This window comes from Leclercia sp. G3L (genome assembly GCF_021117075.1).
GTDB classification, from domain to species: Bacteria; Pseudomonadota; Gammaproteobacteria; order Enterobacterales; family Enterobacteriaceae; genus Enterobacter; species Enterobacter adecarboxylatus_C.
Map to the genome: position 1 here is coordinate 4,513,898 of NZ_CP088265.1, position 23,707 is coordinate 4,537,604.

Below are 23,707 nucleotides of genomic sequence, written 5' to 3' on the forward strand. Positions count from 1 at the left end.
TCGGCTTTAATTATAAGGGGTTATTATGATTACTTTGTGGGGCAGGAACAATTCGACCAACGTGAAAAAGGTAATCTGGACGCTGGAAGAGCTGGATTTACCCTTTAAGCAGATCATGGCGGGACTGGAACACGGGGTAAATAAAGAGGCCGAGTATCTGGCGATGAACCCCAACGGTCTGGTGCCGCTGCTGCGCGATGATGAAACCGACCTCACGCTGTGGGAATCGAACGCCATTGTGCGCTATCTCGCGGCGCAGTACGGCCAGAACCGTCTGTGGATCGATGAGCCTGCGAAGCGTGCCGTCGGCGAAAAGTGGATGGACTGGGCCAACCAGACCCTCTCCCCTGCCCATCGGGTGATTTTGATGGGGCTGGTGAGAACCCCGGAAGCCGAGCGTAACTATGCGGCCATTGACGCCGCCAAAGCCACCTGCGAGTCGCTGTTTGCCATGATGGACGAGGCCCTGGCGACACAGTCGTGGTTCTCGGGCAACGACTTTGGCGTGGGTGATATCGCCGTCGCGCCTTTTGTCTGGAACCTGACCAACGTTGGCCTGGCGTGGGCGCCCCGTCCGCATCTGGAGCGCTGGCTGGCGAACCTGACCGAGCGCCCGGCCTACCGCAACGTGGTGATGATCCCGGTCACCTGATCTACTCTTTGGACGGGCTGACTTTTAACAGCTGCCCGTCTGTTTCATCGGTCAGCACGTATAAATAGCCATCCGGCCCGACCCGCACGTCGCGAACCCGCTGGTTACGGTCGCCGAGGATCCTTCCCTCCTCGGTGACGCTATTGCCGCTGACGTTGAGCACTATCACATCCTTGTCCTTCAGCGCGCCGATAAAGAGTTTGTTCTTCCACTGCGGGAAGACGTCGCTGTTATAAAAAGCCATCCCGCTCAACGCCGGAGATTGCTTCCAGACAAACAGCGGCGGCTCGGTTCCCGCGGCGGTTTCCCCTTTTGCTTCGGGGATCGGCAATCCGCTGTAGTTAATGCCGTGCGTCGCCAGCGGCCAGCCGTAGTTCTTGCCCCTCTCCGGGATGTTGATTTCGTCCCCACCGCGCGGCCCGTGCTCATTGAGCCACAGGGTGTTACTCCACGGGTTCATCGCCATTCCCTGCGGATTACGGATACCGTAAGACCAGATTTCCGGGCGCGCCTGTTTGTTGTTCACAAAGGGGTTATCGTCCGGCACCGCGCCCTGATCGGTCAGGCGCACCACTTTGCCCTGTAACTTATCCAGATCCTGGGCGGTCGGGCGCTGGTTATTCTCACCTAACCCGATAAACAGATAGCCTTTGCCGTCGAACACCAGCCTGCCGCCAAAGTGATTGCCGGTCGAGAGTTTAGGCTGCTGGCGGAAGACCACCTTAAAGGCCTCCAGCCGGGTATTGTCGTCGCTCAGGCGGCCATACCCCACTGCCGTGCCCGCTTTCCCGTCGTCGCCCGCTTCGGCATAGCTCAGCCAGACCCGGCGGGAAGTCGCAAAGTCGGGTGCCAGCGCCACGTCGAGCAATCCACCCTGTCCGCTGTCCCAGACCTTCGGCACGCCAACAATGGGATCCGAGAGCCCTTTGCCCGCCTGCCAGCGCTTAAGCTGCCCGCCTTTCAGAGTGATCAGCATGCCCTGATCCTGCGGCAGAAACGCCAGGGCCCAGGGGTGGTCGAGTTTATTTTGCAGCACTGCAACCTTCACTTCAGCGGGTGCAGCACAGAGTGAGGCGGAGATGAGTAACAATGGCAGGGAAATAAGCAAGGATCGACGCATTACGTACTCCTTTTCGACGTATGCCTTAAAGGCAGCCACTCAGCGCAGGGGCGTTGATACTTTTACAAAAGCTTAATCAGATGGGGGAGTTGCCTCCCCCGGGATCAGCTCTGAATCAGAGGTGCATGCGATTTCAGATACTGGATGCAGAGAGTGAGATCGTTCAGACAGTTTTCCAGCTTCTCTGCGTTGACGGCGATGAACGTCGGGCAATCGTGGTTGCCGGTCATCATACAGACGCCTGCGGTGGTGAGCGATCCGGCGGCGCGATAGAGCATTGCCTGCTCCTCGGCATTGCAATGCGCTCGCAGTTCCGGCGCTTTTTCACGCATGTAAGTACAAAGTTCAAAGAAGTTGTCACGCAGATGGTCGCTTTCGCTGACTGACATATACCCCTTCGCTTTCCTTAACTGCAGATAGGCCGCGAGATCAATTCGGGCATTAATCATCTTGTTAAGAAGATCGCGTTTCAGTCTGTCAACGGACATGCTTTTTCCCCCCTTGTCAGCTTAATCACACCTTCAGATTATGTCTATTTTTTGTGCAATTTAATGCGTCAGGTCAATAATTAGCGACGCATTAACAAAATTTACAATGTTAAAACAGCGCCCGAAAAGCACAGCGAGAAGGCAGGCGTTCAGGCTGGGCATAAAATCATGCTTCTCCCTCACCGCGCGGATTGCGAAGCCTGCTATTTTTGAGAGGGTTAGGGCGTGGAGACAGAGGGCGTATGCCAGCGATGCCGGTGTCAGAAAAGATTATCTCGTTAAACCGGATCGACCTGAATCTGCTGACCATTTTTTGCCTGATTTACAGCGTCGGCAGTATCTCGAAAGTGGCCGATATGCTGGATATTTCCGCCTCAGCCGTCAGCCAGTCGCTGCGCAAACTGCGGGAACAGATGGGGGATAACCTGTTTGTCCGCAGCGGCAACACGCTGTTACCCACCGTGTATGCGGATGAACTGTACGACAACATCCTGCCGATCATCGATAAGCTCGCCACTCTGCTCCCCCTCTCTTCCCGCATCAAAAAGCGAAGACTCACCCTCTACACCGAGTCCTTTGTCTCGCCGTTAGTGGTGCCGGAACTGACGCAGAAGATTGTCGGGATGAACGCGGATGTCAGCCTGCTGCACCGCACCGCCGAGCTTAACGAAGCGAAGATTACCGAGCTGCTGAACATGCGCCAGGCGGATGTGGTGTTCTCCACCTTTTCTGTTGAGAGCAGTAATATTTCTTGCCAGAAGATGAGTGATATGACGCTGGTGTTGATTGCTGCAAAAGATAATCCTCTTTATGAGAATACGGTCACGGAGGAGATGTTCAGGGATGCCAGTCTGGTGGGTTACAACACCAAAAACGAGAAGATTATTTATCATCGCAGCATCGTGGATAAAAAATTCCGCTCCAGCGAGCGCTGTCTGCTGACCACCTCTTTCGCCTCCATTTTACTGATTGTGTCTACCACCGACTGCCTGGGCATTATCCCGGAAAAAGTCTTTGTGACCTATTCCGGGATGTATCAGCTGAAAAAACTGGATACGCCATTTACGTTGCCACAATTTAGTATCTATTCGTCCTGCCGGAAAGAGACCAATAAAATGCTCTTTTCTCTGTTAGCCGATTTTTACGCCAGTAAACCGGCATGACGTCCGGGACAATCAGTATTTTTTCGCTTTGTGCTTACCGAACTCAACGTCATCGGCAATTTTCAGGTCAGTGACTAATCTGGACTGTGAAAGCCCGGTGGCAACAGATATGTGCGCCAGCTCGACGCCATAGATGTGAAGGGTTTTGGCCATTTCTAATTTGGATTGCAGATAGGGTGATGCTGCCAACTTACTGATTTAGTGTATGATGGTGTTTTTGAGGTGCTCCAGTGGCTTCTGTTTCTATCAGCTGTCCCTCCTGTTCAGCTACTGACGGGGTGGTGCGTAACGGCAAAAGCACTGCCGGACATCAACGCTATCTCTGCTCTCACTGCCGTAAAACATGGCAACTGCAGTTCACTTACACCGCTTCTCAACCCGGTACGCACCAGAAAATCATTGATATGGCCATGAATGGCGTTGGATGCCGGGCAACCGCCCGCATTATGGGCGTTGGCCTCAACACGATTTTCCGCCATTTAAAAAACTCAGGCCGCAGTCGGTAACCTCGCGCATACAGCCGGGCAGTGACGTCATCGTCTGCGCGGAAATGGACGAACAGTGGGGATACGTCGGGGCTAAATCGCGCCAGCGCTGGCTGTTTTACGCGTATGACAGGCTCCGGAAGACGGTTGTTGCGCACGTATTCGGTGAACGCACTATGGCGACGCTGGGGCGTCTTATGAGCCTGCTGTCACCCTTTGACGTGGTGATATGGATGACGGATGGCTGGCCGCTGTATGAATCCCGCCTGAAGGGAAAGCTGCACGTAATCAGCAAGCGATATACGCAGCGAATTGAGCGGCATAACCTGAATCTGAGGCAGCACCTGGCACGGCTGGGACGGAAGTCGCTGTCGTTCTCAAAATCGGTGGAGCTGCATGACAAAGTCATCGGGCATTATCTGAACATAAAACACTATCAATAAGTTGGAGTCATTACCTAAAAAGTGGGGCTCGATGGGAAGAACGTACAAGAATATGGGGAGACGATGTCATTAGAAAAGGTACTGCTGCAAATGGTGCCCGGTGGCGTGAAACAAAACATAGTAAAGGTAATGGTCAGTATCAAGTTTCCGGTGTAGACGCGAGCGGCAACTCTTATAAGTACGATTGTACTGAAGCGGATTGCATTAACAGTTATTAATACTTAGTTCCCTAACAGTACTGAATCCTAATCAACAAACCCCAAACGGTTCAGTACTGGTAGAGATGTTCGATTTGATTTCGTTTCTGATTCTTCTGTCCAACGGATAAACATCAGGATAGATAGCATCCGATCGGTAGGGTTGCTTTTAATGGACTGCTTATTATAAATCTTCTTATCCATCCCTGTGATAATTGTTAAATCTAACCCAATGATTGCAATAAATAGTTAAGCGCCTCATCCACGTAATCACGTGACAGGCGATCCAGGTTCCCGCAGTATAGGTTTGAGTCTGAAGAAATAGCCCCCGCTTTTAACAGCGTCGATAAAATCACCTACTTTACCCTTTCGGTTTTTTCCACGAAAAGCACTCAATCCTGGCTCAATGACTTCAACCACTTCCAGTTTATGTTCAGCAGCATATGCCCGTGCAGCCGCTACCAGCCTGGTTCGCGTCCTTCCCTTTTCCTGAAGGCCTGATGACCACCTGATATAGCTGTAGAGTTGAGGCATGATGTATACTCCGCGTTTTCCTGAGCAATGTATTGTATAAAATTATGGCAAAGATTGGATTTATATCATTGGGTTGTCCAAAAAACCTGGTGGATTCCGAACGCATCCTCACTGAACTTCGCACCGAAGGCTATGACGTCGTACCCAGCTACGACAACGCCGATATGGTGATCGTTAACACCTGCGGCTTTATCGATAGCGCCGTGCAGGAGTCTCTCGAAGCCATCGGGGAAGCGCTCACTGAAAACGGCAAGGTGATTGTCACCGGTTGTCTGGGCGCCAAAGTCGATCAAATCCGCGAAGTTCACCCTAAGGTGCTGGAAATTACCGGTCCACACAGCTACGAGCAGGTGCTGGAACATGTGCATCACTATGTGCCAAAACCAAAGCACAACCCATTCCTGAGCCTGGTGCCGGAACAGGGCGTGAAGCTGACTCCGCGTCACTATGCGTACTTAAAAATCTCCGAAGGCTGCAACCATCGCTGCACCTTCTGCATTATCCCGTCCATGCGTGGCGATCTGGTGAGTCGTCCGATTGGCGAAGTGCTGGCCGAAGCCAAACGTCTGGCCGATGCGGGCGTGAAAGAGCTGCTGGTGATCTCCCAGGACACCTCCGCTTACGGCGTGGACGTGAAACACCGCTCCGGCTTCCACAACGGCGAGCCGGTGAAGACCAGCATGGTCGGCCTGTGTGAACAGCTCGCTAAGCTGGGTATCTGGACGCGTCTGCACTACGTTTACCCGTACCCGCACGTGGACGACGTGATCCCGCTGATGGCGGAAGGCAAAATCCTGCCGTACCTGGACATCCCGCTGCAGCACGCCAGTCCGCGTATTCTGAAGCTGATGAAGCGCCCAGGCTCCGTTGACCGCCAGCTGGCGCGCATCAAGCAGTGGCGTGAAATCTGCCCGGATCTGACCCTGCGCTCCACCTTTATCGTCGGCTTCCCGGGTGAAACCGAAGAAGACTTCCAGATGCTGCTCGACTTCCTGGTTGAAGCGCGTCTGGATCGCGTAGGCTGCTTCAAGTACAGCCCGGTTGAAGGCGCGACCGCCAACGAACTGGCGGATCAGGTGCCGGAAGAGGTGAAAGAGGAGCGCTGGAACCGCTTCATGCAGCTGCAACAGCGGATCTCTGCTGAACGTCTGCAGGAAAAAGTGGGCCGCGAAATTCTGGTGATCGTTGACGAAGTGGACGAAGAAGGCGCGATTGGCCGCAGCATGGCCGATGCCCCGGAAATCGACGGCGCGGTCTACCTGAACGGTGAAACCAAAGTGAAACCGGGTGATATCGTACGCGTGAAGGTTGAAAACGCCGACGAGTATGACCTGTGGGGTACGCGGGTTTAATCAACCCTGTGCATAATGCCTGATGGCGCTGCGCTTATCAGGCCTACGAAAAAGGGGACTTTACGTCCCCTTTTTTATTTCCAGTAATACTTAAAATGTGCGGCAAGACAGCTCACATTTAATTTTTCAATCACTGGTTATAAATACACAGTCAGTCCACTTTTAGACTCATTATCGATTGGTCAAAAAACACACTATCGGTAGTATTTCTTCACCGAGAGGCGACTCACTGGACCACCGCCTCCGTCATGGTAAGGAAGAAATCATCTACTCCCTGTAACTGACTATGCTCTTTTTACTTTTACTCTCCCTGCTTGCGTTTAGTTTTATCCCTTTTTCTACGTTCTGTTTCGAATTGCCCGCATCAATGTTAACTCTCAATCGCGACATCGGCTTTTCGCCGGAATCAACACACCAGGAGACCGGGCCGCTGCGCACCCGCATCCTGGTGCAATATCAACAGTGGAAAGGCACCCATTATCGTTGGGGCGGCACGACGCACAATGGCGTGGACTGTTCCGCCCTGATGCAGCACCTGTTTCGGGATGCGGCGCATTTGTCATTACCCCGTACCACCGGGGAGCAAATCAACAAAGGGGTGAAGGTGGAAGAACTGAGCCTGAAAGCCGGGGATCTGGTGTTTTTCCAGACCGGAGAGCATCGTCGCCATGTGGGCGTCTATATCGGCGATCACCAGTTTATTCATGCTTCCACCAGCCAGGGGGTGACCGTTTCTGACCTAAGTGATGACTACTGGCAGGCGCACTTCATCACTGCCCGACGGGTGACGGGAAACGCCTGAAACTTCATCATCACGATTTTTTGCGAGGCGCTTTCCAGGAATGATTTTCCCGGCTTGTCGCCGCGATCTCCCCGCAGTATCTTCCTGTTGCGCCTGCAAAATCAGGCGCCGGGATTGACCTCCTGGAATTAGTTACAGGCGATGTAGTAATATGTCGCGCGCACGGATACACCTCAATGGTGGGCCGGGCGGGGGCGTCGCAAGACGCGCCGGTTTCCTGTAACGCCGGTAAGGTCAACCTCGTCTGGTTCCGCCACCCGTGAGATTGACCTCTCCGATGGCGGATTTAAATACCGTTACAGGAGGCTGCCATTATGGCTACTACCCCAACCCGTGCTCAGGCACTGTTTACCGTACCCTTCTCCCACAACACCGACTTCACCGAGCTGGCCGACCACTGCGAACGCTTTGCCCATACCTTGCTGGAAACCGACGATCCCGCGGAGAAACTGGCGCTCTGCGCCCGCCTTTCCGCCTGTCTCGCGCTATTGCAGCCAACGCTTAACGAGCCCATCCCGGCGTACCTGGTGGAGCGTTTCACCCTGACCGATCTGCCGTCCCGTCTGCCCGCATTCGAACCGGAAAGCGATCAGCTTGGCCTGTATTGCCAGACGCTCACGCAGCTGTTGATCAGCAACGTACTGCCGCGGGATATGGCAAAGGTGATGGAAGGACTGCTGTATGAGCTGGTGAACTTCTACGCCGACACGCTGAACGCGCCGCGCTGGCTGCAAACGCCGGACGGGCGCGTGGCGATTGATGCGTTGAATAACTGAGGAAGGCTAACGGGGGAACAGTCAGTACCCAGGCCGGGCAAACGCAGTGCCGGGTGGCGGCTGCGCCTTACCCGGCCTACAAAACCTGAATTTGACCTTGTAGGCCCGGCAAGCATAGCGCCGCCGGGCAATCAGGCAGCACCGGCACTGTTAAGAAAGAGAGAATTGTCCGTGCCAGGGATTATTAAATCGTAATCCGGTAGCGAACGTAATCATCCACCACCGCCAGTTTGTCATACAGCGCCCGGGCCGGATTCCCCTCCCGGGTGACCCAGTAGACCTTCGACCACGCCTTTTGCCGTGCCTCGTCAATAATGCCCTCAATCAACGCCCTGCCCGCCCCCTTGCCGCGCGCCGCTTCATCGACAAACAGATCTTCCAGATAGCACAGCGGCTGGGTTACCCAGGTGCCTTCATGCAGCACGCAGATGGCGAAACCCACCACGCCCTGCTCGGTTTCTGCCAGGCGGCAGAACAGGCCGGAATCCGGGGATAAGACCCGCCGCCAGGTCACCAGGGTCACCGCCTCATCGAGATCAGTGCCGAAAAAATGGAGATACCCTTCCACAACCTTAACCATGCGTCGTAATCGTCCGCCTGCGCTTCACGCACTACTACCATCGTTGCTACTCCTTGTTCTTACTCGCACCCTCGGGAACCAGGCTACTTTTATAACTCATAACATCACCGGAGATAACAATGAAAGTCTTAATGGTTCTCACCTCTCACAGTGACCTGGGCAATACCGGTAAGAAAACGGGCTTCTGGCTGGAAGAGTTCGCCGCCCCGTATTACATCTTCAAAGATGCGGGAGCCGAAGTGGTGCTGGCCTCCCCGGCGGGCGGTCAGCCGCCGCTGGATCCCAAAAGTGATTCCGCCGACTTCCAGACCGAACTGACCCAGCGCTTCAAAGCCGATCCGGCGGCTCAACATGAACTCGCCAACACCCTGAAGCTCGACAGCGTGCGTCAGGAGGATTTCGACACCGTCTTCTACCCTGGCGGCCACGGCCCGCTGTGGGATCTGGCCGAATCCCGGACCTCCATCGCCCTGATTGAAGCCTTCAACCGCGCCGGTAAACCGACGGGCTTCGTCTGCCATGCCCCGGGCGTGCTGCGCCACGTGGAGGCCGCTTCTGGCGAACCGCTGGTCAAGGGCCGTCAGGTGACCGGCTTTACCAACGGCGAAGAGGCCGACGTCGAGCTGACCGATATCGTCCCGTTCCTGGTGGAAGATGAGCTAATCGCCCTGGGGGCTCACTACCAGAAAGGCCCGAACTGGGGATCTTATATTGTCGAAGACGGCACGCTTATCACCGGGCAGAACCCGGCCAGCTCCGAAGATGTCGCCAAAGCGTTAGTAAAAGCGCTGCGCTAACCCCTCCGCCCGGCCGCTGGTCGGGCAACCCCCTCCTGTGCTTATCGCATAGAGTGTTAAATGCAAAACGTTGCCGGGCTGTTAGGCTTTTGCGATTTACACCGGAGATGCTATGAACACCATTATTGACCTGTTTAACGACCATAAAAGCGAGCGCAGTTTTACCGATCGCGCCATTGATGACGCCACGCTCGAGCGCATTATCAGCACCGCGTACCGCGCCCCTACCTCCGTCCATTCCCAGCAGGTGTCGGTCATCGTCACCCGCGATGCCGAAAAGCGGGCGCAGATCGCACAGATCGCTGGTGGCCAGCCGTGGATTGCCAAAGCCCCGGTGTTTATCACCTTTGTGCTGGATATGTACAAAACCGAGGTTGGCATGAAGCTGGCGGGCAAGGAGCAGGTGGCGCATCAGAGTATTGAGAGCATTGTGGCAGGCGCGACCGACGTGGGGATCGCCCTGGGCTCAGTGATGGCGGCGGCCCGTTCCGAAGGGTTAGGGATCGTGCCGATTGGCGGGATCCGTCTGCGCCCTCAGGAGCTGATTGAGCTGCTCGACCTGCCGGAACACACCTTCCCGGTGGCGGGCGTGGTGATTGGTCACGTCGATGTGCCTTCGCATCACAAACCGCGTCTGCCGCTGGACACCTTCCGCCACGACGAAGCCTATGTCACTGAGGGGCTGGAAGCGAAAATCACCCGCTACAATCAGCAGATGACCGAACACTGGCAGGCTATTGATCGTAATGACGGCGATACCTGGAGTGAAAGCGTGAGCGGGTATTACCAGCACATTTACTTCCCGGACGTGCTCCCGGCTCTGATTAAACAGGGCTTTGGCGTCGATAAGTAACGTGGAAAATGCCCGGCGGCGCTGCGCTTGCACGGGCCGACGGGTGATGTGCGAGCTGCCGGCATTGCCCGGCGGCGCTGCGCTTGCGCGGGCCTACGGGTAATGTGCCCTTTGTAGGCCGGGTAAGCGCAGCGCCACCCGGCAAAATGCCTGAATCAGGTCGGCATCGAGAAGGTGGTGACCTTATTGGTCTGCGGATCGATAGAGATAATGCAGATAGCGAAGTTGCCGCCAAAACGGTCTTTACGATCGGAAATGCGCAGGTTATAGGTCTCGGAGAAAGAGGTATAGCCCGAAGAGTTGGTCTCGTTCAGCTTGAAGCCAACAATCTGTTCAAAATAGTCGCGGGATTTACCCACGCTGGTCTTGCACTGTTCGTTGGTAATGGTGCCGGACTGTTTTGCCGCCGCCGCAGTTTGCGTGCCGGTAGAAGATTTCGGCGTCAGGGCCGAATTGACCGCTTTCATCCCGTCACTCATGTTTTTCTGGAAATCGGCGCAAGAGGTAGACAGTAAAACCATGCCGCATAAAAGGAGCTTTTTCATTGTAATCCTTACAATATTTAACGTTATTCAACCATTAATCATTATAATTTTTACAAATAGTTAACTCCAGCAAACCTTTTATACGGCAATTTATAACCTACTGAATATCAAAGCCTTTCACATTAACTTCTACCATTATTGGTAGATTATCCCTTAATTCTCGGATCCAGCGCGTCGCGCAGCCCATCTCCTAACAGATTAAACGCCAGCACGGTGAGGAAAATCGCCATGCTCGGGAACAACGCCACGTGCGGAGCGATCACCATATCGGCCCGCGCCTCGTTGAGCATCGCCCCCCACTCCGGCGTTGGCGGCTGAGCGCCTAACCCTAAGAACGACAGACTGGCCGCCGAGATAATCGACACCCCGATACGCATGGTGAAATAGACCACGATCGACGAGACGGTGCCCGGCAGAATATGGTTAAAGAGGATGGTGGTGTCACTGGCGCCAATGCTGCGCGCCGACTCGATAAAAGTCTGCTGTTTCAGCACCAGGGTATTACCGCGCACCAGGCGGGCAAAGGCCGGAATCGAGAAGATCGCCACGGCGATAATCACGTTCGCCATGCCGTTACCCATCACCGCCACCACCGCAATCGCCAGCAGAATACCGGGGAAGGCAAACAGCACATCGCAGATGCGCATGATGACCCGGTCCCACCAGCCCTCGTAGTAACCCGCAAGCAGGCCCAGCACCGTGCCGATGGCCGCGCCAATCAGCACTGCAAAAACGCCCGCCGCGAGGGAGATCTGCGCCCCCATCAGCACCCGGCTGAAGATATCCCGCCCGAGGGAGTCCACGCCGAACCAGTGCATCATCGACGGCCCCTCGTTCAGCCGGTCGTAATCGAAGTAGTTCTCCGCATCGAAGGGGACGATCCAGGGGGCCAACACCGCCACCAGGATCAGCAGCAGGACAAACAGCCCGGCGGTCATCGCCACCGGCTGCTTGCGAAAGCGCCGCCAGAATTCATGCCACGGGGTGCGGATCTGATCCGGTTTGAGCCCCGGCATTGCCTTTAACATGGCCTGCCGGCGCCAGTTTAACAGTCGCATCTTACTTGTACCTGATAGCCGGATTAATGGCGGCATAGAGCACATCCACCACTAAGTTGATAAGAATAAACTCCAGCGAAAAGAGCAGCACTTCCGCCTGGATCACCGGGTAGTCTCGCATGTCGACGGAATCGACCAGCAGGCGCCCGAGTCCCGGCCAGTTGAAGACTTTCTCCACCACGATCGAGCCGCCCAGCAGGAAGCCGAACTGCAGCCCCATCATGGTCACCACCGGGATCATCGCATTGCGCAGGCCGTGCTTGAGGATCACCCACCTCTCGCTGACCCCCTTCGCCCGTGCGGTGCGCATATAGTCCTCGTTCAACACGTCAACGAAAGAAGCGCGGGTAAAGCGCGCCATCACCGCCGCCACCGCAGCGCCCAGCGTCAGGGAAGGCAGGATGTAGTGTCGCCAGCTGTCCGCCCCCACGGTGGGCAGCCAGCCCAGCTCCACGGAGAAAACCTGCATCAGCAGCATTCCCAGCGCAAAGGCCGGGAAGGAGATCCCGGTCACCGCCAGCGCCATCCCCAGCCGGTCCGGCCAGCGGTTACGCCAGACGGCCGCCACGATCCCCGCCCCCAGACCAAACAGCACCGCCCAGGCCATGCTGGCGAGGGTCAGCCAGAAGGTGGGCATAAAGCGGCTGGCAATTTCCTCGGAAACAGGCCGACGGGAGACCATCGACGTACCAAAATCCCCCTGCAGGACGTTGGTGATGTAGTGCCAGAACTGCCGGTAGAGCGGCTGATCCAGCCCCAGCTGCTTACGCACCAGCTCAATGACCGTGGCATCCGCTTCCGGGCCGGCAATCAGCCGCGCCGGATCCCCGGGCAGCATATGGACGAATAAAAAGACCAGCACCGCCACAATCAGCAGCGTCGGGATCAGCCCCAGCAGGCGTTTAATCACATAATTCAGCATGCACATTCCTCTCATCCCGCAGACGCGCGCCTGCGGGAATGAGTGCTCTATTTCAGATCCGCGTCGTCAAAGCTAAAGCCGGTATCCGGCATGATGTAAAACCCGGTCAGCGCCTTGTTGTGCGCCGAGACCAGCTTCTCAACCACCAGCGGCACCCATGGCGACTCCTTCCAGATAGTGTCCTGCGCATCCTTGTACAGTTTCGCTTTCTCTTCCGGTTGGGTGGTTTTCAGGGCATCGGTCAGATCTTTATCCACCTGCGGATTGCTGTAGAACGCGGTGTTGAACAGGGTTGGCGGCTGGTTATTAGAGGCAAACAGCGGCGACAGCGCCCAGTCGGCTTCGCCGGTAGAGGCCGACCAGCCGGTGTAGAACATCCTCACTCCGCTCTCTTTCTGCCCTTTACCTTCCACTTCGGCGGCACGCTGTCCGGCATCCATCGCCGTTACCTGCACCTTAATGCCTACCTGCGCCAGCTGCTGCTGGGTGAACTGCAACACCTTCTGGGCGGTGCTGTGATTGTGTGACGACCACAGGGTCGTGCTGAAGCCGTTCGGGAAGCCCGCCTCTTTCAGCAGCGCGCGCGCCTTCGTCGGATTGTATTCCCACGGATGATACTGCTGGGAGTAAGCAATGGATGGCGGCACCACGCCCGTGGCCGGGGTCGCGTAACCGGCAAAGGCCACTTTTACCAGCGCCTCACGGTTGATGGCGTAGTTAATCGCCTCGCGCACTTTCGGGTTATCGAACGGCTTTTGCGTGACGTTCATGCTGATGTAGCGCTGCATGATCGACGGGCTGGCCACCAGCTCCAGCTTGCTGTTTTTGCCGAGCAGCGCCGCCTGCTCGTAAGGGATCGGGAAGGCAAACTGCGCTTCGCCGGTCTGGAGCATCGCCGCGCGGGTGTTGTTATCCACCACCGGACGCCAGGTAATGGTGTCCAGCTTCGGCAGCCCCTGCTGCCAGTAACCGGCGAACTTCTTCACCTTCACAAAGTCGGTCTGATTCCAGGTCACCAGCTCATACGGGCCGGTACCCACCGGATGGAAGCCGATCTCTTTGCCGTACTTTTTCAGCGCGTCCGGGGAGATCATCGCCGTGGCCGGGTGGGCCAGAATGTTGATAAAGGCCGAGAACGGCTCTTTCAGGGTGATTTTTACCGTGGTGGGATCGACCGCCTCGGTGCTGGCGATATTTTTATACAGATTATAACGCTTGAGGCTGTTTTCCGGGTTGCTGGCGCGATCGAGGTTGACCTTCACCGCTTCCGCGTTAAAGTCGGTCCCGTCCTGGAACTTAACCCCGCTGCGCAGCTTAATGGTATAGACCAGCCCGTCGTCCGAAACTTTATAGCTCTCGGCCAGCACGTTTTTCAGCTGCATCTCTTTATCGAGACCAAACAGCCCCTGATAAAACGACTTCGCCACCGCCTGCGACAGGGTGTCGTTGGCGTCATACGGATCGAGGGTGGTGAAGTTGGAGGCCACCGCCACCACCACGTCTTTTGCTGCGAAAGCCGGCGTGGCCGCCAGGGCTGCCGTTACGCTCGCGGCTAACAGCCATTTGCGAGCAACAAATTTTGTCATTGTTGTGTTCTCCGGTTGTTCTGTGCTGTTGTTCGTTATAGATGCTTAAAGGCATTATCCTGACGCGGCGGGGCGACGAAATGGCCGGGGCCTACCTCCCGCAGCACCACGCGCTCGGTGGCTTCCCCACGCTTGCGAATGTTGCCCGGCAGCTCGTCCTGAAGCAGCACCCGCCGGGCCTGACGATGGGCCGGATCGGCCACCGGCACCGCCGCCATCAGCTTGCGGGTGTAAGGGTGCTGCGGATTTTCAAACACTGCCCGACGCGGGCCAATCTCAACGATCTGCCCGAGATACATCACCGCCACCCGGTGGCTGATACGCTCCACTACCGCCATATCGTGCGAAATAAACAGAAATGCAATGCCCATCTCCCGCTGCAAATCGAGCAGCAGATTGATGATCTGCGCCCGGATGGAGACATCCAGCGCCGAGACCGACTCGTCGGCAATCACCACCTTCGGATTCAGCGCCAGCGCGCGGGCAATGCAGATCCGCTGCCGCTGACCGCCGGAAAATTCATGGGGATAGCGCCAGGCGTGCTCCGGCTTGAGGCCCACGCGCTCCAGCAGCCACGCCACCCGCCGCTGGGCAGCGTCGCCCTCCAGCAGGTTATGTACCCGCAGCGGCTCCATAATCGAATAGCCCACCGTCTGGCGGGGATCGAGGGAGGCATAAGGGTCCTGAAAAATAAACTGAATATCCCGCCGCAGGGGTTGCAGCTTCCCGGCCGGCAGGATGTCGATGCGCTCACCGTTAAAGGTGATGGTGCCCTCCTGGGCCTCCACCAGCCGCAGCAGCGCCCGGCCGGTGGTCGATTTGCCGCTGCCGGACTCGCCCACCAGCGACAGCGTTTCGCCGGGCCATAAATCAAAGCTGACGCTCTCTACCGCGTGCACTTCACGCTTAACGCGGTTCAGCAGGCCGCCGCGCAGCGGAAATCGGGTTACCAGATCGCGCACTTTTAAGATGGGCTCGCCGGGCACCACGGTATCCTGCTCGGTTTCGGCCTCCTGAAAACCTGGATGAGCCAGGGAGATCAGAGGAAAACGGCGCGGCAGGTCGCGGCCGTTCATCGCCCCCAGTCGCGGCACCGCAGCCAGCAGCGCCCGGGTATAAGGGTGCTCAGGGGCATGGAAAATCTGCTCCACCGGGCCGGTTTCAACCGCCTCGCCCTGGTACATCACCAGCACCCGGTCAGCGATATCCGCCACCACGCCCATATCGTGAGTGATAAAGATCACCCCCATCTCCATCTCCTCCTGCAGCACTTTAATCAGCTGCAGGATCTGCGCCTGGATGGTGACGTCCAGCGCGGTGGTCGGTTCATCGGCAATCAGCACCGCCGGACGGCAGGAGAGCGCCATGGCGATCATCACCCGCTGGCGCATCCCGCCGGAGAGCTGATGCGGATAGCGTCCCAGAATGGCGTCCGCCTCCGGGATCCGCACCTGCTCGAGCATGCGTTTAGCTTCGGCCAGCGCCTCTTCGCCGCTCAGCCCCTGGTGCAGACGGATCGACTCGGCGATCTGCTCCCCCACCGGGAAGACCGGGTTGAGGGAGGTCATCGGCTCCTGAAAAATCATGGCAATATCGGCGCCGCGCACGCTGCGCATCTGCGACGGATTGAGCCCGGTGAGATCGCTTACCTGGCCGTTGCGACGGCGCAGCAGCAGGCTGTCGCACGCCACCTGCCCGCCGGACTGTTCAATCAGGCGCATCAGCGACAGGGCGGTAACCGATTTACCGGAACCAGATTCCCCGACGATCGCCAGCGTTTCGCCACGTTTTAGCGAAAAAGAGAGGTTTTTTACTGCCGGGATCGTCTGGCGTTCGTCGGAAAAGGCGACGTTCAGGTTATGCACCGCCAGCACCTGCTGGCTGTCGAGTTCATCGCTGTGCGGCATCCCTTTCTCCCTTATTCACGGTAAATTCCGGTGCTCGGCGTGTCGCCGGCATAGCCCCAGGCGCGGTACATGCCTTCGCTGTTAAACGGTAGTGCCACGTTGCCTTCGCGATCGACGGCAATCAGCCCGCCGCTGCCTTCCAGCGCCGGGAGTTTTTCCATCACCACCCGCTCGCAGGCTTCGGCCAGGCTTAAGCCGCCGTAGTCCATCAGCGCGGCGATGTCATACGCCGCGAGAGTGCGAATAAACACCTCGCCGGTGCCGGTACAGGAGACCGCCACGCTGGCGTTATTGGCATAGCAGCCCGCGCCGGGTAAGGGGCTGTCGCCCACCCGGCCGGGCAGTTTATTAGTCATCCCGCCGGTAGAAGTCGCGGCGGCCAGGTTACCGGCCTTATCCAGCGCCACCGCGCCGACGGTACCCGTTTTCGTGGATTCATACAGCGGTGCGGAATGGTCGAGCCGGGTTTCACCCGCATCACGCGCCGCCAGCAGCTGTTGATAGCGTTCCGGGGTGGAGAAAATATCTGGCGAAACCGCCTCCATGCCGTGCGCGAAGGCAAATTTCTCGGCCCCCTCGCCCACCAGCAATACGTGCGGGCTCTGCTCCATCACCAGACGGGCAGCCAGCACCGGGTTGCGCAGATGGCTGACCCCGGCCACGGCACCCGCTTTCAGGGTGATGCCGTCCATCACGCAGGCGTCCAGCTCATGGGTTTCGTCACGGGTAAACACCGCGCCAATCCCGGCGTTAAACAGCGGGCACTCCTCCAGCAGGCGGACCGCTTCGGTGACCACATCCAACGCACTTTCTCCCGCCTCCAGCATCCGCTGGCCGGTTTCGACTATCGATGAAAGCGCCTCAATGTAGCGCCTCTCCTGTTCCTGACTGAGCTGCGCACGGGTAATTGCCCCTGCGCCGCCGTGGATCGCGATGACTGCATTCCCCATTTACTTCACCTTACCGGGCATATTTGCCGCTTTTTCTATAAATATCATTATCGTTGCCGGAACTTCAGATGATTTTTGAATATAGAAAGACCCAACTGTGATGTAAAGGCTAAGCCCATGGTGTCATACAGTTAAGGGCACTTTTCTGCCATAATGGCCGCCTTCGTTATTCTCTCGCTGGAGTGACCCATGGATTTTACCGCCGGACTGATGCCGCTTGAGACGGCACTCGCGCAGATGCTCGATCGACTTTCACCCCTGTCAGACCAGGAGACGCTGCCGCTGCTGCGTTGTTTTGGCCGCGTGACCGCCGCCGACATCGTTTCGCCCCTCAACGTACCGGGCTTTGATAACTCGGCGATGGACGGCTATGCCGTACGGCTGGCGGATCTGGCGGCGGGTGCCGCGCTGTCGGTGGCCGGTAAAGCCTTTGCCGGGCAGCCGTTCCAGGGTGAATGGCCTCAAGGCAGCTGTATCCGCATTATGACCGGTGCCCCGGTGCCAACGGGCTGCGACGCCGTGGTGATGCAGGAAGAGACCGAGCAGACCGACGACGGCGTGCGCTTTATCGCCAGCGTTAAGCCGGGTCAGAACATCCGTCGCAGCGGGGAAGACATTGCCCTGGGCGCAACCGTCTTCCCGGCGGGCACCCGGCTGACCGCGGCCGAACTGCCGGTGCTGGCCTCGCTGGGGATCCCGGAGATTGCCGTGGTGCGCAAGGTGCGGGTGGCGCTGTTCTCCACTGGCGACGAACTTCAGCTCCCGGGTCAGCCGCTGTCCGAGGGGCAGATCTACGACACCAACCGTCTGGCGGTGCACCTGATGCTGGAGCAGCTGGGCTGCGAGGTGATCAACCTTGGGATTATCCCGGACGATCCGGACAAGCTGCGCGAAGCCTTTATCGAAGCGGATCGCGTGGCCGACGTGGTGCTCAGCTCCGGCGGCGTGTCGGTGGGCGAAGCGGATTACACCAAAACCATTCTTGATGAGCTGGGCGAGATCGGCTTCTGGAAGCTGGCCATCAAGCCGGGCAAACCGTTCGCTTTCGGCAAGCTGCCGAATAGCTGGTTCTGCGGCCTGCCGGGGAACCCGGTCTCTGCGGCGCTGACGTTCTATCAGCTGGTGCAGCCGCTACTGGCGAAGCTCTCCGGCAACCGGGGGCACAGCCTGCCCGCCCGCCAGCGCGTGCGCGCCGCCACCCGCCTGAAAAAATCACCGGGTCGTCTCGACTTCCAGCGCGGCATTCTGGCGCGTAACGCCGACGGCGAGCTGGAGGTGAGCACCACCGGCCACCAGGGCTCGCATATTTTTAGCTCCTTCAGCCAGGGCAACTGCTTTATCGTGCTCGAGCGCGAGCGCGGCAACGTGGAAGCGGGTGAATGGGTTGAGGTTGAGCCGTTTAACGCGCTGTTTGGGGGCTAACCATGACGGTGGAACTGAGCGACCAGGAGATGCTGCGCTACAATCGCCAGATTGTGCTGCGCGGCTTTGATTTCGACGGGCAGGAAGCGTTGAAAGCGGCGAACGTGCTGGTGGTCGGCCTCGGCGGGCTGGGCTGCGCCGCGGCCCAGTATCTGGCCGCCGCCGGCGTGGGGCGCATGACGCTGCTCGATTTCGACACCGTGTCGCTCTCCAACCTGCAACGCCAGACCCTGCACAGCGATGCGACCCTCGGCGAGCCAAAAGTGGTGTCGGCCCATGCGTCGCTGACGCGCATCAACCCCAACGTACAGTTCACCCTGCTCAATGTCCTGCTGGATGACGCCTCGCTGTCGGCCCGGATTGCCCACCACGATCTGGTCCTCGACTGCACCGACAACGTCGCCATTCGCAATCAGCTCAATGCGGGCTGTTTTGCCCATAAGACACCGCTGGTCTCCGGTGCGGCGATCCGCATGGAGGGGCAGGTGAGCGTCTTTACTTACGCGGAGGGCGAGCCCTGCTACCGCTGCCTGAGCCGCCTGTTTGGCGAAAACGCCCTGACCTGTGTGGAGGCCGGCGTGATGGCCCCGCTGGTGGGGGTGATCGGTTCGATGCAGGCGATGGAGGCGATAAAAGTGCTGACCCGTTACGGCACGCCCGCGGCGGGGAAAATCGTGATGTACGACGCGATGACCTGCCAGTTCCGCGAGATGAAGCTGATGCGTAATCCGGGGTGCGAAGTGTGCGGGGAGTGAAACCGTTGCCGGGCGGCGCTGCGCTTGCCCGGCCTACAAAAGCACGAACCGTAGGCCGCCACCCGGCAATACCCTTAGATCGACGTCCGTCCAAAGGCGTTCTGCCAGTCCTGCTCGAACTTCGCAATCGCCGCGTCCACCGCCGGAGAGGTGATCAGCTGCTGGGCCACATCCAGCGGCAGGGTAATGGATTCACAGCCTGCCAGCAGGCAATCCAGCGCCTGACGCGGGGTTTTAAAGCTTGCCGCCAGCACCTTTGACTGCGGCACGTGCAGGGTCAGCAGCTGTTGCAGCTCGGCCACCGTCTGGATCCCGTCCCCGCCCTGCGCATCCACGCGGTTCACGTACGGCGCGACATACTCCGCGCCCGCCAGCGCCGCCATCATCCCCTGCGCCGCGCTGTAGACCGCCGTCCCCAGGGTCGGCACCCCTTGCGCTTTCAGCATCTTGATCGCCGCCAGCCCTTCCGCCGTAACCGGCACTTTAACCACCAGATCGGCGACGATACCCCGCAGCTTCAGCGCGTCTTCCACCATTCCTTCTGCGGTAGTCGCCATCACCTGAGCAAACAGACGGCCCTGACCGCCCATCGCCTCCTGCAGTTGAGGCAGTAAAACCTCGAGCGGCGTTTTGCCTGCGGCCACAATGCTTGGGTTTGTGGTTACGCCGGCCAGCGGAAATACGCGGGCCAGTTTTTTAACAGCGATAACGTCGGATGTGTCGAGATACAGTTCCATGATCGGGTCCTCAAAAATGACTATGCCGTAACCCTACACGGCAAAACCTGCGCCGGAGTTGATTTGCGTCAAGATAACTTTCATTCGAAAGTAATTTAATCTTCATACGCAACAAGAGGCGACATTATGATCTTCAACATTCAGCGTTACTCGACACACGACGGCCCCGGTATTCGTACCGTGGTCTTTATGAAAGGCTGCTCGCTGGGCTGCCGCTGGTGTCAGAACCCGGAGAGCCGCGCGCGGTCGCGGGACCTGCTGTTCGATGCCCGCCTGTGCCTGGAGGGGTGCAACCTCTGCCAGCAGGTGGCGCCCGCGGTCATCGACCGGACGCTGAATAGCCTGGTGATCCACCGCGAGAAACTCGACGATACGCATCTGGATGCCCTCACCCACTGCTGTCCGACCCAGGCCCTCACCGTCTGCGGCGAAGAGCAGCAGGTGGAGGAGATCATGACCACCGTCCTGCGCGATAAGCCTTTCTACGATCGCAGCGGCGGCGGGATCACCCTCTCCGGCGGCGAGCCCTTTATGAACCCGGACCTGGCGCGCCAGCTGTTCCAGGCCAGCCATGAGCAGGGCATTCATACCGCGGTCGAAACCTGCCTGCATGTGCCCTGGCACTATATCGAACCATCGTTACCCTGGATCGATCTGTTTCTCGCCGACCTGAAGCACGTCGACGGTGCGGTGTTTAAGCAGTGGACTGACGGCTCCGCCAGACGGGTGCTGGATAACCTTAAGCGCCTGGCCGCAGCCGGAAAACAGCTCACCATCCGCGTGCCGCTGATCCAGGGCTTTAACGCCTATGAGGCCTCCATTACCGCCATTACCAACTTTGCCGCCGACGAACTGAACGTCCACGACATCCATTTTCTGCCGTACCACACGCTGGGCATGAACAAATACACCCTGCTCGGCCAACCCTACTCTGCCCCAGATAAACCGCTCGATAACCCTGCTTTACTGGACTTTGCCCGGCAGTATGCCGCCCGGAAAGGGTTAACCGCGACCTTACGAGGATAATGTTATGACACAGCTGAATCTTTCTACCCTGAGCGATCGCATTAAGGCGCATAAAACTGCCCTGGTCCACATTGTTAAGCCCCCGGTCTGTACCGAGCGTGCGCAGCACTACACCGAAATGTACCAGCAGCATATGGATAAGCCGATCCCGGTACGTCGCGCGCTGGCGCTGGCGCACCACCTGGCGCAGCGCACCATCTGGATCAAACATGACGAGCTGATTATCGGCAACCAGGCAAGCGAAGTCCGCGCCGCGCCGATCTTCCCGGAATACACCGTCTCGTGGATTGAGAAAGAGATCGACGATCTCGCCGACCGCCCGGGCGCGGGCTTTGCGGTAAGCGAAGAGAACAAACGCGTCCTGCACGCGCTGTGCCCGTGGTGGCGCGGCCAGACGGTGCAGGATCGCTGCTACGGCATGTTCACCGATGAGCAGAAAGGCCTGCTGGAAACCGGCATTATCAAAGCCGAAGGCAACATGACCTCCGGCGATGCACACCTGGCGGTGAACTTCCCGCTGGTGCTGGAGAAAGGGCTCGACGGGATGCGTCATAAAGTGGACGAGCGCCGCTCCCGCATTAACCTCACCTGCCTGGAAGATCTGCACGGCGACCAGTTCCTGAAAGCGATTGATATCGTGCTGGAAGCAGTGAGCCTGCATATCGAACGCTTTGCCGATCTGGCCCGTGAGATGGCCGCCAGCGAAACCCGCGAAACCCGCCGGGACGAGCTGCTGGCGATGGCGGAGAACTGCGATGTGATCGCCCACGAACCGCCGAAAACCTTCTGGCAGGCGCTGCAGCTGTGCTACTTCATCCAGCTGATCCTGCAGATTGAATCCAACGGCCACTCGGTGTCGTTTGCCCGTATGGACCAGTATCTCTACCCCTACTACCGCCGCGACGTGGAGCTGAACCAGTCTCTGGATCGTGAGCACGCCATCGAGCTGCTGCACAGCTGCTGGCTGAAGCTGCTGGAAGTAAACAAGATCCGCTCCGGCTCGCACTCCAAAGCCTCAGCCGGGAGCCCGCTGTATCAGAACGTCACCATCGGCGGCCAGAAGCTGGTGAACGATGTGGCGATGGACGCGGTTAACCCGCTCTCTTATGCGATTCTGGAATCCTGCGGCCGTCTGCGCTCCACCCAGCCGAACCTGAGCGTGCGCTACCACGCGGGCATGAGCAACGACTTCCTCGACGCCTGCGTGCAGGTGATCCGCTGCGGCTTCGGGATGCCAGCCTTTAACAACGATGAAATCGTGATCCCCGAATTCATCAAGCTCGGCATCGAAAAAGCGGATGCTTACGACTACGCCGCCATCGGCTGTATCGAGACCGCCGTCGGCGGTAAATGGGGCTACCGCTGCACCGGGATGAGCTTTATCAACTTCGCCCGCGTAATGCTGGCGGCGATGGAAGGCGGCCGCGACGCCACCAGCGGCAAAGTATTCCTGCCGCAGGTCAAAGCGCTCTCTGAAGGTAACTTTAACAACTTCGACGAAGTGATGGCCGCCTGGGACCGCCAGATTAAGTACTACACCCGTAAATCCATCGAGATTGAGTACGTGGTGGATACCATGCTGGAAGAGAACGTGCATGACATTCTCTGCTCGGCGCTGGTGGATGACTGCATTGAGCGCGCGAAGAGCATCAAGCAGGGCGGTGCGAAGTACGACTGGGTCTCTGGCCTGCAGGTGGGGATCGCCAACCTTGGCAACAGCCTGGCGGCGGTGAAGAAGCTGGTCTTCGACCAGGGCACTATCGGTCAGCAGCAGCTGGCGGCGGCGCTGGCGGATGACTACGAGGGGCTGACCCACGAGCAGCTGCGCCAGCGTCTGATCAACGGCGCACCGAAGTACGGCAACGACGACGACAGCGTGGATCTGCTGCTGGCTCGCGCCTATCAGACCTACATCGAAGAGCTGAAGCAGTATCACAACCCGCGCTACGGCCGCGGCCCGATTGGCGGTAACTACTACGCCGGGACCTCGTCTATTTCCGCCAACGTCCCCTTTGGTGCGGCAACCATGGCGACCCCGGATGGACGTAAAGCGCATACCCCGCTGGCGGAAGGGGCAAGCCCGGCTTCCGGCACTGACCATCTGGGGCCGACCGCGGTAATTGGTTCTGTCGGGAAGCTGCCGACCGAAGCGATTCTGGGTGGCGTGCTGCTGAACCAGAAGCTCAACCCGGCGACGCTGGATAACGACAGCGACCGCCAGAAGCTGATGGTGCTGCTGCGCACCTTCTTCGAGGTGCACAAAGGCTGGCATATCCAGTACAACATCGTCTCCCGCGAAACGCTGCTGGAAGCGAAGAAACACCCGGACCAGTATCGGGATCTGGTGGTGCGCGTGGCGGGTTACTCGGCGTTCTTCACCGCCCTGTCACCGGATGCGCAGGACGATATTATCGCCCGTACTGAGCATACGCTGTAGCCTCGGCAATGTCCGGTGGCGCTACGCTTACCGGGCCTATAAGATCGTGCGGTCTTTCTCGCCGGGTGGCGGCTGCGCCTTACCCGGCCTACGGGTGCTAAAATGTAGGCCGGGTAAGCG

The 23,707-nt window shown here is 58.2% G+C and carries 22 protein-coding genes and 1 pseudogene; 12 read left to right on the plus strand and 11 right to left on the minus strand.

Annotated elements, in window-relative coordinates; genetic code table 11:
• The first annotated feature begins 25 nt into the window (after positions 1-25).
• Complete coding sequence (locus LRS40_RS23125; RefSeq protein WP_231312798.1) at positions 26-652, plus strand: glutathione S-transferase family protein; 627 nt, start codon at positions 26-28, stop codon at positions 650-652.
• A gap of 1 nt (position 653) precedes the next feature.
• Here LRS40_RS23125 and LRS40_RS23130 read toward each other — a convergent pair whose 3' ends face one another.
• Complete coding sequence (locus LRS40_RS23130) at positions 654-1,772, minus strand: PQQ-dependent sugar dehydrogenase (RefSeq protein WP_231312799.1); 1,119 nt, start codon at positions 1,770-1,772, stop codon at positions 654-656.
• Positions 1,773-1,876: 104 nt separating this feature from the next.
• The gene (bssR, locus tag LRS40_RS23135) at positions 1,877-2,260 is read right to left on the minus strand and encodes a biofilm formation regulator BssR (RefSeq protein ID WP_142488825.1); all 384 of its coding nucleotides are present in this window, start codon (positions 2,258-2,260) and stop codon (positions 1,877-1,879) included.
• Between the two features lie 242 nt (positions 2,261-2,502).
• On the opposite strand from bssR, the gene LRS40_RS23140 reads away from it, so the two are divergent.
• A complete protein-coding gene (locus LRS40_RS23140; RefSeq protein WP_231312800.1) occupies positions 2,503-3,423 on the plus strand; it encodes a LysR family transcriptional regulator in 921 nt (306 codons plus the stop codon).
• Between the two features lie 12 nt (positions 3,424-3,435).
• On the opposite strand, the gene LRS40_RS23145 is transcribed toward LRS40_RS23140, so the two are convergent.
• Complete coding sequence (locus LRS40_RS23145; RefSeq protein WP_231312801.1) at positions 3,436-3,576, minus strand: hypothetical protein; 141 nt, start codon at positions 3,574-3,576, stop codon at positions 3,436-3,438.
• 77 nt (positions 3,577-3,653) lie between these two features.
• On the opposite strand from LRS40_RS23145, the gene LRS40_RS23150 reads away from it, so the two are divergent.
• From LRS40_RS23150 to LRS40_RS23165, 4 genes are all read left to right on the plus strand, one after another.
• Positions 3,654-4,351, plus strand: a protein-coding gene (locus LRS40_RS23150) for an IS1-like element IS1B family transposase (protein ID WP_095033700.1) whose coding sequence is annotated in 2 segments (ribosomal slippage) — positions 3,654-3,903 and positions 3,903-4,351 — 699 coding nt in all. Because the reading frame shifts where the segments join, the coding sequence is not laid out codon by codon here.
• A gap of 775 nt (positions 4,352-5,126) precedes the next feature.
• A complete protein-coding gene (rimO, locus tag LRS40_RS23155) occupies positions 5,127-6,434 on the plus strand; it encodes a 30S ribosomal protein S12 methylthiotransferase RimO (protein ID WP_370649935.1) in 1,308 nt (435 codons plus the stop codon).
• A gap of 286 nt (positions 6,435-6,720) precedes the next feature.
• Positions 6,721-7,236, plus strand: coding sequence for an NlpC/P60 family protein (locus tag LRS40_RS23160; protein ID WP_370649936.1), 516 nt, complete (start codon positions 6,721-6,723; stop codon positions 7,234-7,236).
• Between the two features lie 314 nt (positions 7,237-7,550).
• Positions 7,551-8,012: a hypothetical protein gene (locus LRS40_RS23165; RefSeq protein WP_231312803.1), complete on the plus strand. Its 462-nt coding sequence runs from the start codon at positions 7,551-7,553 to the stop codon at positions 8,010-8,012.
• 184 nt (positions 8,013-8,196) lie between these two features.
• Here LRS40_RS23165 and LRS40_RS23170 read toward each other — a convergent pair.
• A pseudogene (locus tag LRS40_RS23170) lies at positions 8,197-8,633 on the minus strand (N-acetyltransferase family protein).
• Positions 8,634-8,711: 78 nt separating this feature from the next.
• Here LRS40_RS23170 and LRS40_RS23175 point away from each other — a divergent pair.
• Both LRS40_RS23175 and LRS40_RS23180 read left to right on the plus strand, forming a co-directional pair.
• Positions 8,712-9,389, plus strand: coding sequence for a type 1 glutamine amidotransferase domain-containing protein (locus LRS40_RS23175; RefSeq protein WP_142488812.1), 678 nt, complete (start codon positions 8,712-8,714; stop codon positions 9,387-9,389).
• A gap of 112 nt (positions 9,390-9,501) precedes the next feature.
• Positions 9,502-10,242, plus strand: a complete 741-nt coding sequence (locus LRS40_RS23180) for a nitroreductase family protein (RefSeq protein ID WP_231312804.1) — start codon at positions 9,502-9,504, stop codon at positions 10,240-10,242.
• Positions 10,243-10,397: 155 nt separating this feature from the next.
• Here the strand turns inward: LRS40_RS23180 and LRS40_RS23185 are convergent, their stop codons facing one another.
• From LRS40_RS23185 to iaaA, 6 genes are all read right to left on the minus strand, one after another.
• Positions 10,398-10,787 carry a hypothetical protein gene (locus LRS40_RS23185; protein ID WP_138369515.1) on the minus strand — a complete coding sequence of 130 codons (390 nt, stop codon included), beginning with the start codon at positions 10,785-10,787 and terminating at the stop codon, positions 10,398-10,400.
• A gap of 146 nt (positions 10,788-10,933) precedes the next feature.
• A complete protein-coding gene (gsiD, locus tag LRS40_RS23190) occupies positions 10,934-11,845 on the minus strand; it encodes a glutathione ABC transporter permease GsiD (RefSeq protein ID WP_156263266.1) in 912 nt (303 codons plus the stop codon).
• A gap of 1 nt (position 11,846) precedes the next feature.
• Complete coding sequence (gene gsiC / locus LRS40_RS23195; protein ID WP_231312805.1) at positions 11,847-12,767, minus strand: glutathione ABC transporter permease GsiC; 921 nt, start codon at positions 12,765-12,767, stop codon at positions 11,847-11,849.
• A gap of 47 nt (positions 12,768-12,814) precedes the next feature.
• On the minus strand, positions 12,815-14,353 hold the full coding sequence (gsiB, locus tag LRS40_RS23200; RefSeq protein ID WP_231312806.1) for a glutathione ABC transporter substrate-binding protein GsiB: 1,539 nt from the start codon (positions 14,351-14,353) through the stop codon (positions 12,815-12,817).
• A 35-nt stretch (positions 14,354-14,388) separates the two neighbouring features.
• Positions 14,389-16,260: a glutathione ABC transporter ATP-binding protein GsiA gene (gene gsiA, locus LRS40_RS23205; RefSeq protein WP_231312807.1), complete on the minus strand. Its 1,872-nt coding sequence runs from the start codon at positions 16,258-16,260 to the stop codon at positions 14,389-14,391.
• Between the two features lie 11 nt (positions 16,261-16,271).
• Positions 16,272-17,210 carry a beta-aspartyl-peptidase gene (iaaA, locus tag LRS40_RS23210; protein ID WP_231312808.1) on the minus strand — a complete coding sequence of 313 codons (939 nt, stop codon included), beginning with the start codon at positions 17,208-17,210 and terminating at the stop codon, positions 16,272-16,274.
• 189 nt (positions 17,211-17,399) lie between these two features.
• Between iaaA and moeA the strand changes: the two genes are divergently transcribed.
• Entirely contained in the window at positions 17,400-18,632 is a 1,233-nt protein-coding gene (gene moeA / locus LRS40_RS23215; RefSeq protein WP_231312809.1) for a molybdopterin molybdotransferase MoeA, read from the plus strand.
• A 2-nt stretch (positions 18,633-18,634) separates the two neighbouring features.
• Complete coding sequence (gene moeB, locus LRS40_RS23220; RefSeq protein WP_231312810.1) at positions 18,635-19,387, plus strand: molybdopterin-synthase adenylyltransferase MoeB; 753 nt, start codon at positions 18,635-18,637, stop codon at positions 19,385-19,387.
• 74 nt (positions 19,388-19,461) lie between these two features.
• Here the strand turns inward: moeB and fsa are convergent, their stop codons facing one another.
• On the minus strand, positions 19,462-20,124 hold the full coding sequence (gene fsa, locus LRS40_RS23225; protein WP_156263261.1) for a fructose-6-phosphate aldolase: 663 nt from the start codon (positions 20,122-20,124) through the stop codon (positions 19,462-19,464).
• Positions 20,125-20,250: 126 nt separating this feature from the next.
• Here fsa and LRS40_RS23230 point away from each other — a divergent pair, with 126 nt between their 5' ends.
• Positions 20,251-21,150: a glycyl-radical enzyme activating protein gene (locus LRS40_RS23230; RefSeq protein ID WP_231312811.1), complete on the plus strand. Its 900-nt coding sequence runs from the start codon at positions 20,251-20,253 to the stop codon at positions 21,148-21,150.
• A 4-nt stretch (positions 21,151-21,154) separates the two neighbouring features.
• Positions 21,155-23,587 carry a formate C-acetyltransferase/glycerol dehydratase family glycyl radical enzyme gene (locus tag LRS40_RS23235; RefSeq protein ID WP_231312812.1) on the plus strand — a complete coding sequence of 811 codons (2,433 nt, stop codon included), beginning with the start codon at positions 21,155-21,157 and terminating at the stop codon, positions 23,585-23,587.
• The last annotated feature ends 120 nt before the right edge of the window (positions 23,588-23,707 follow it).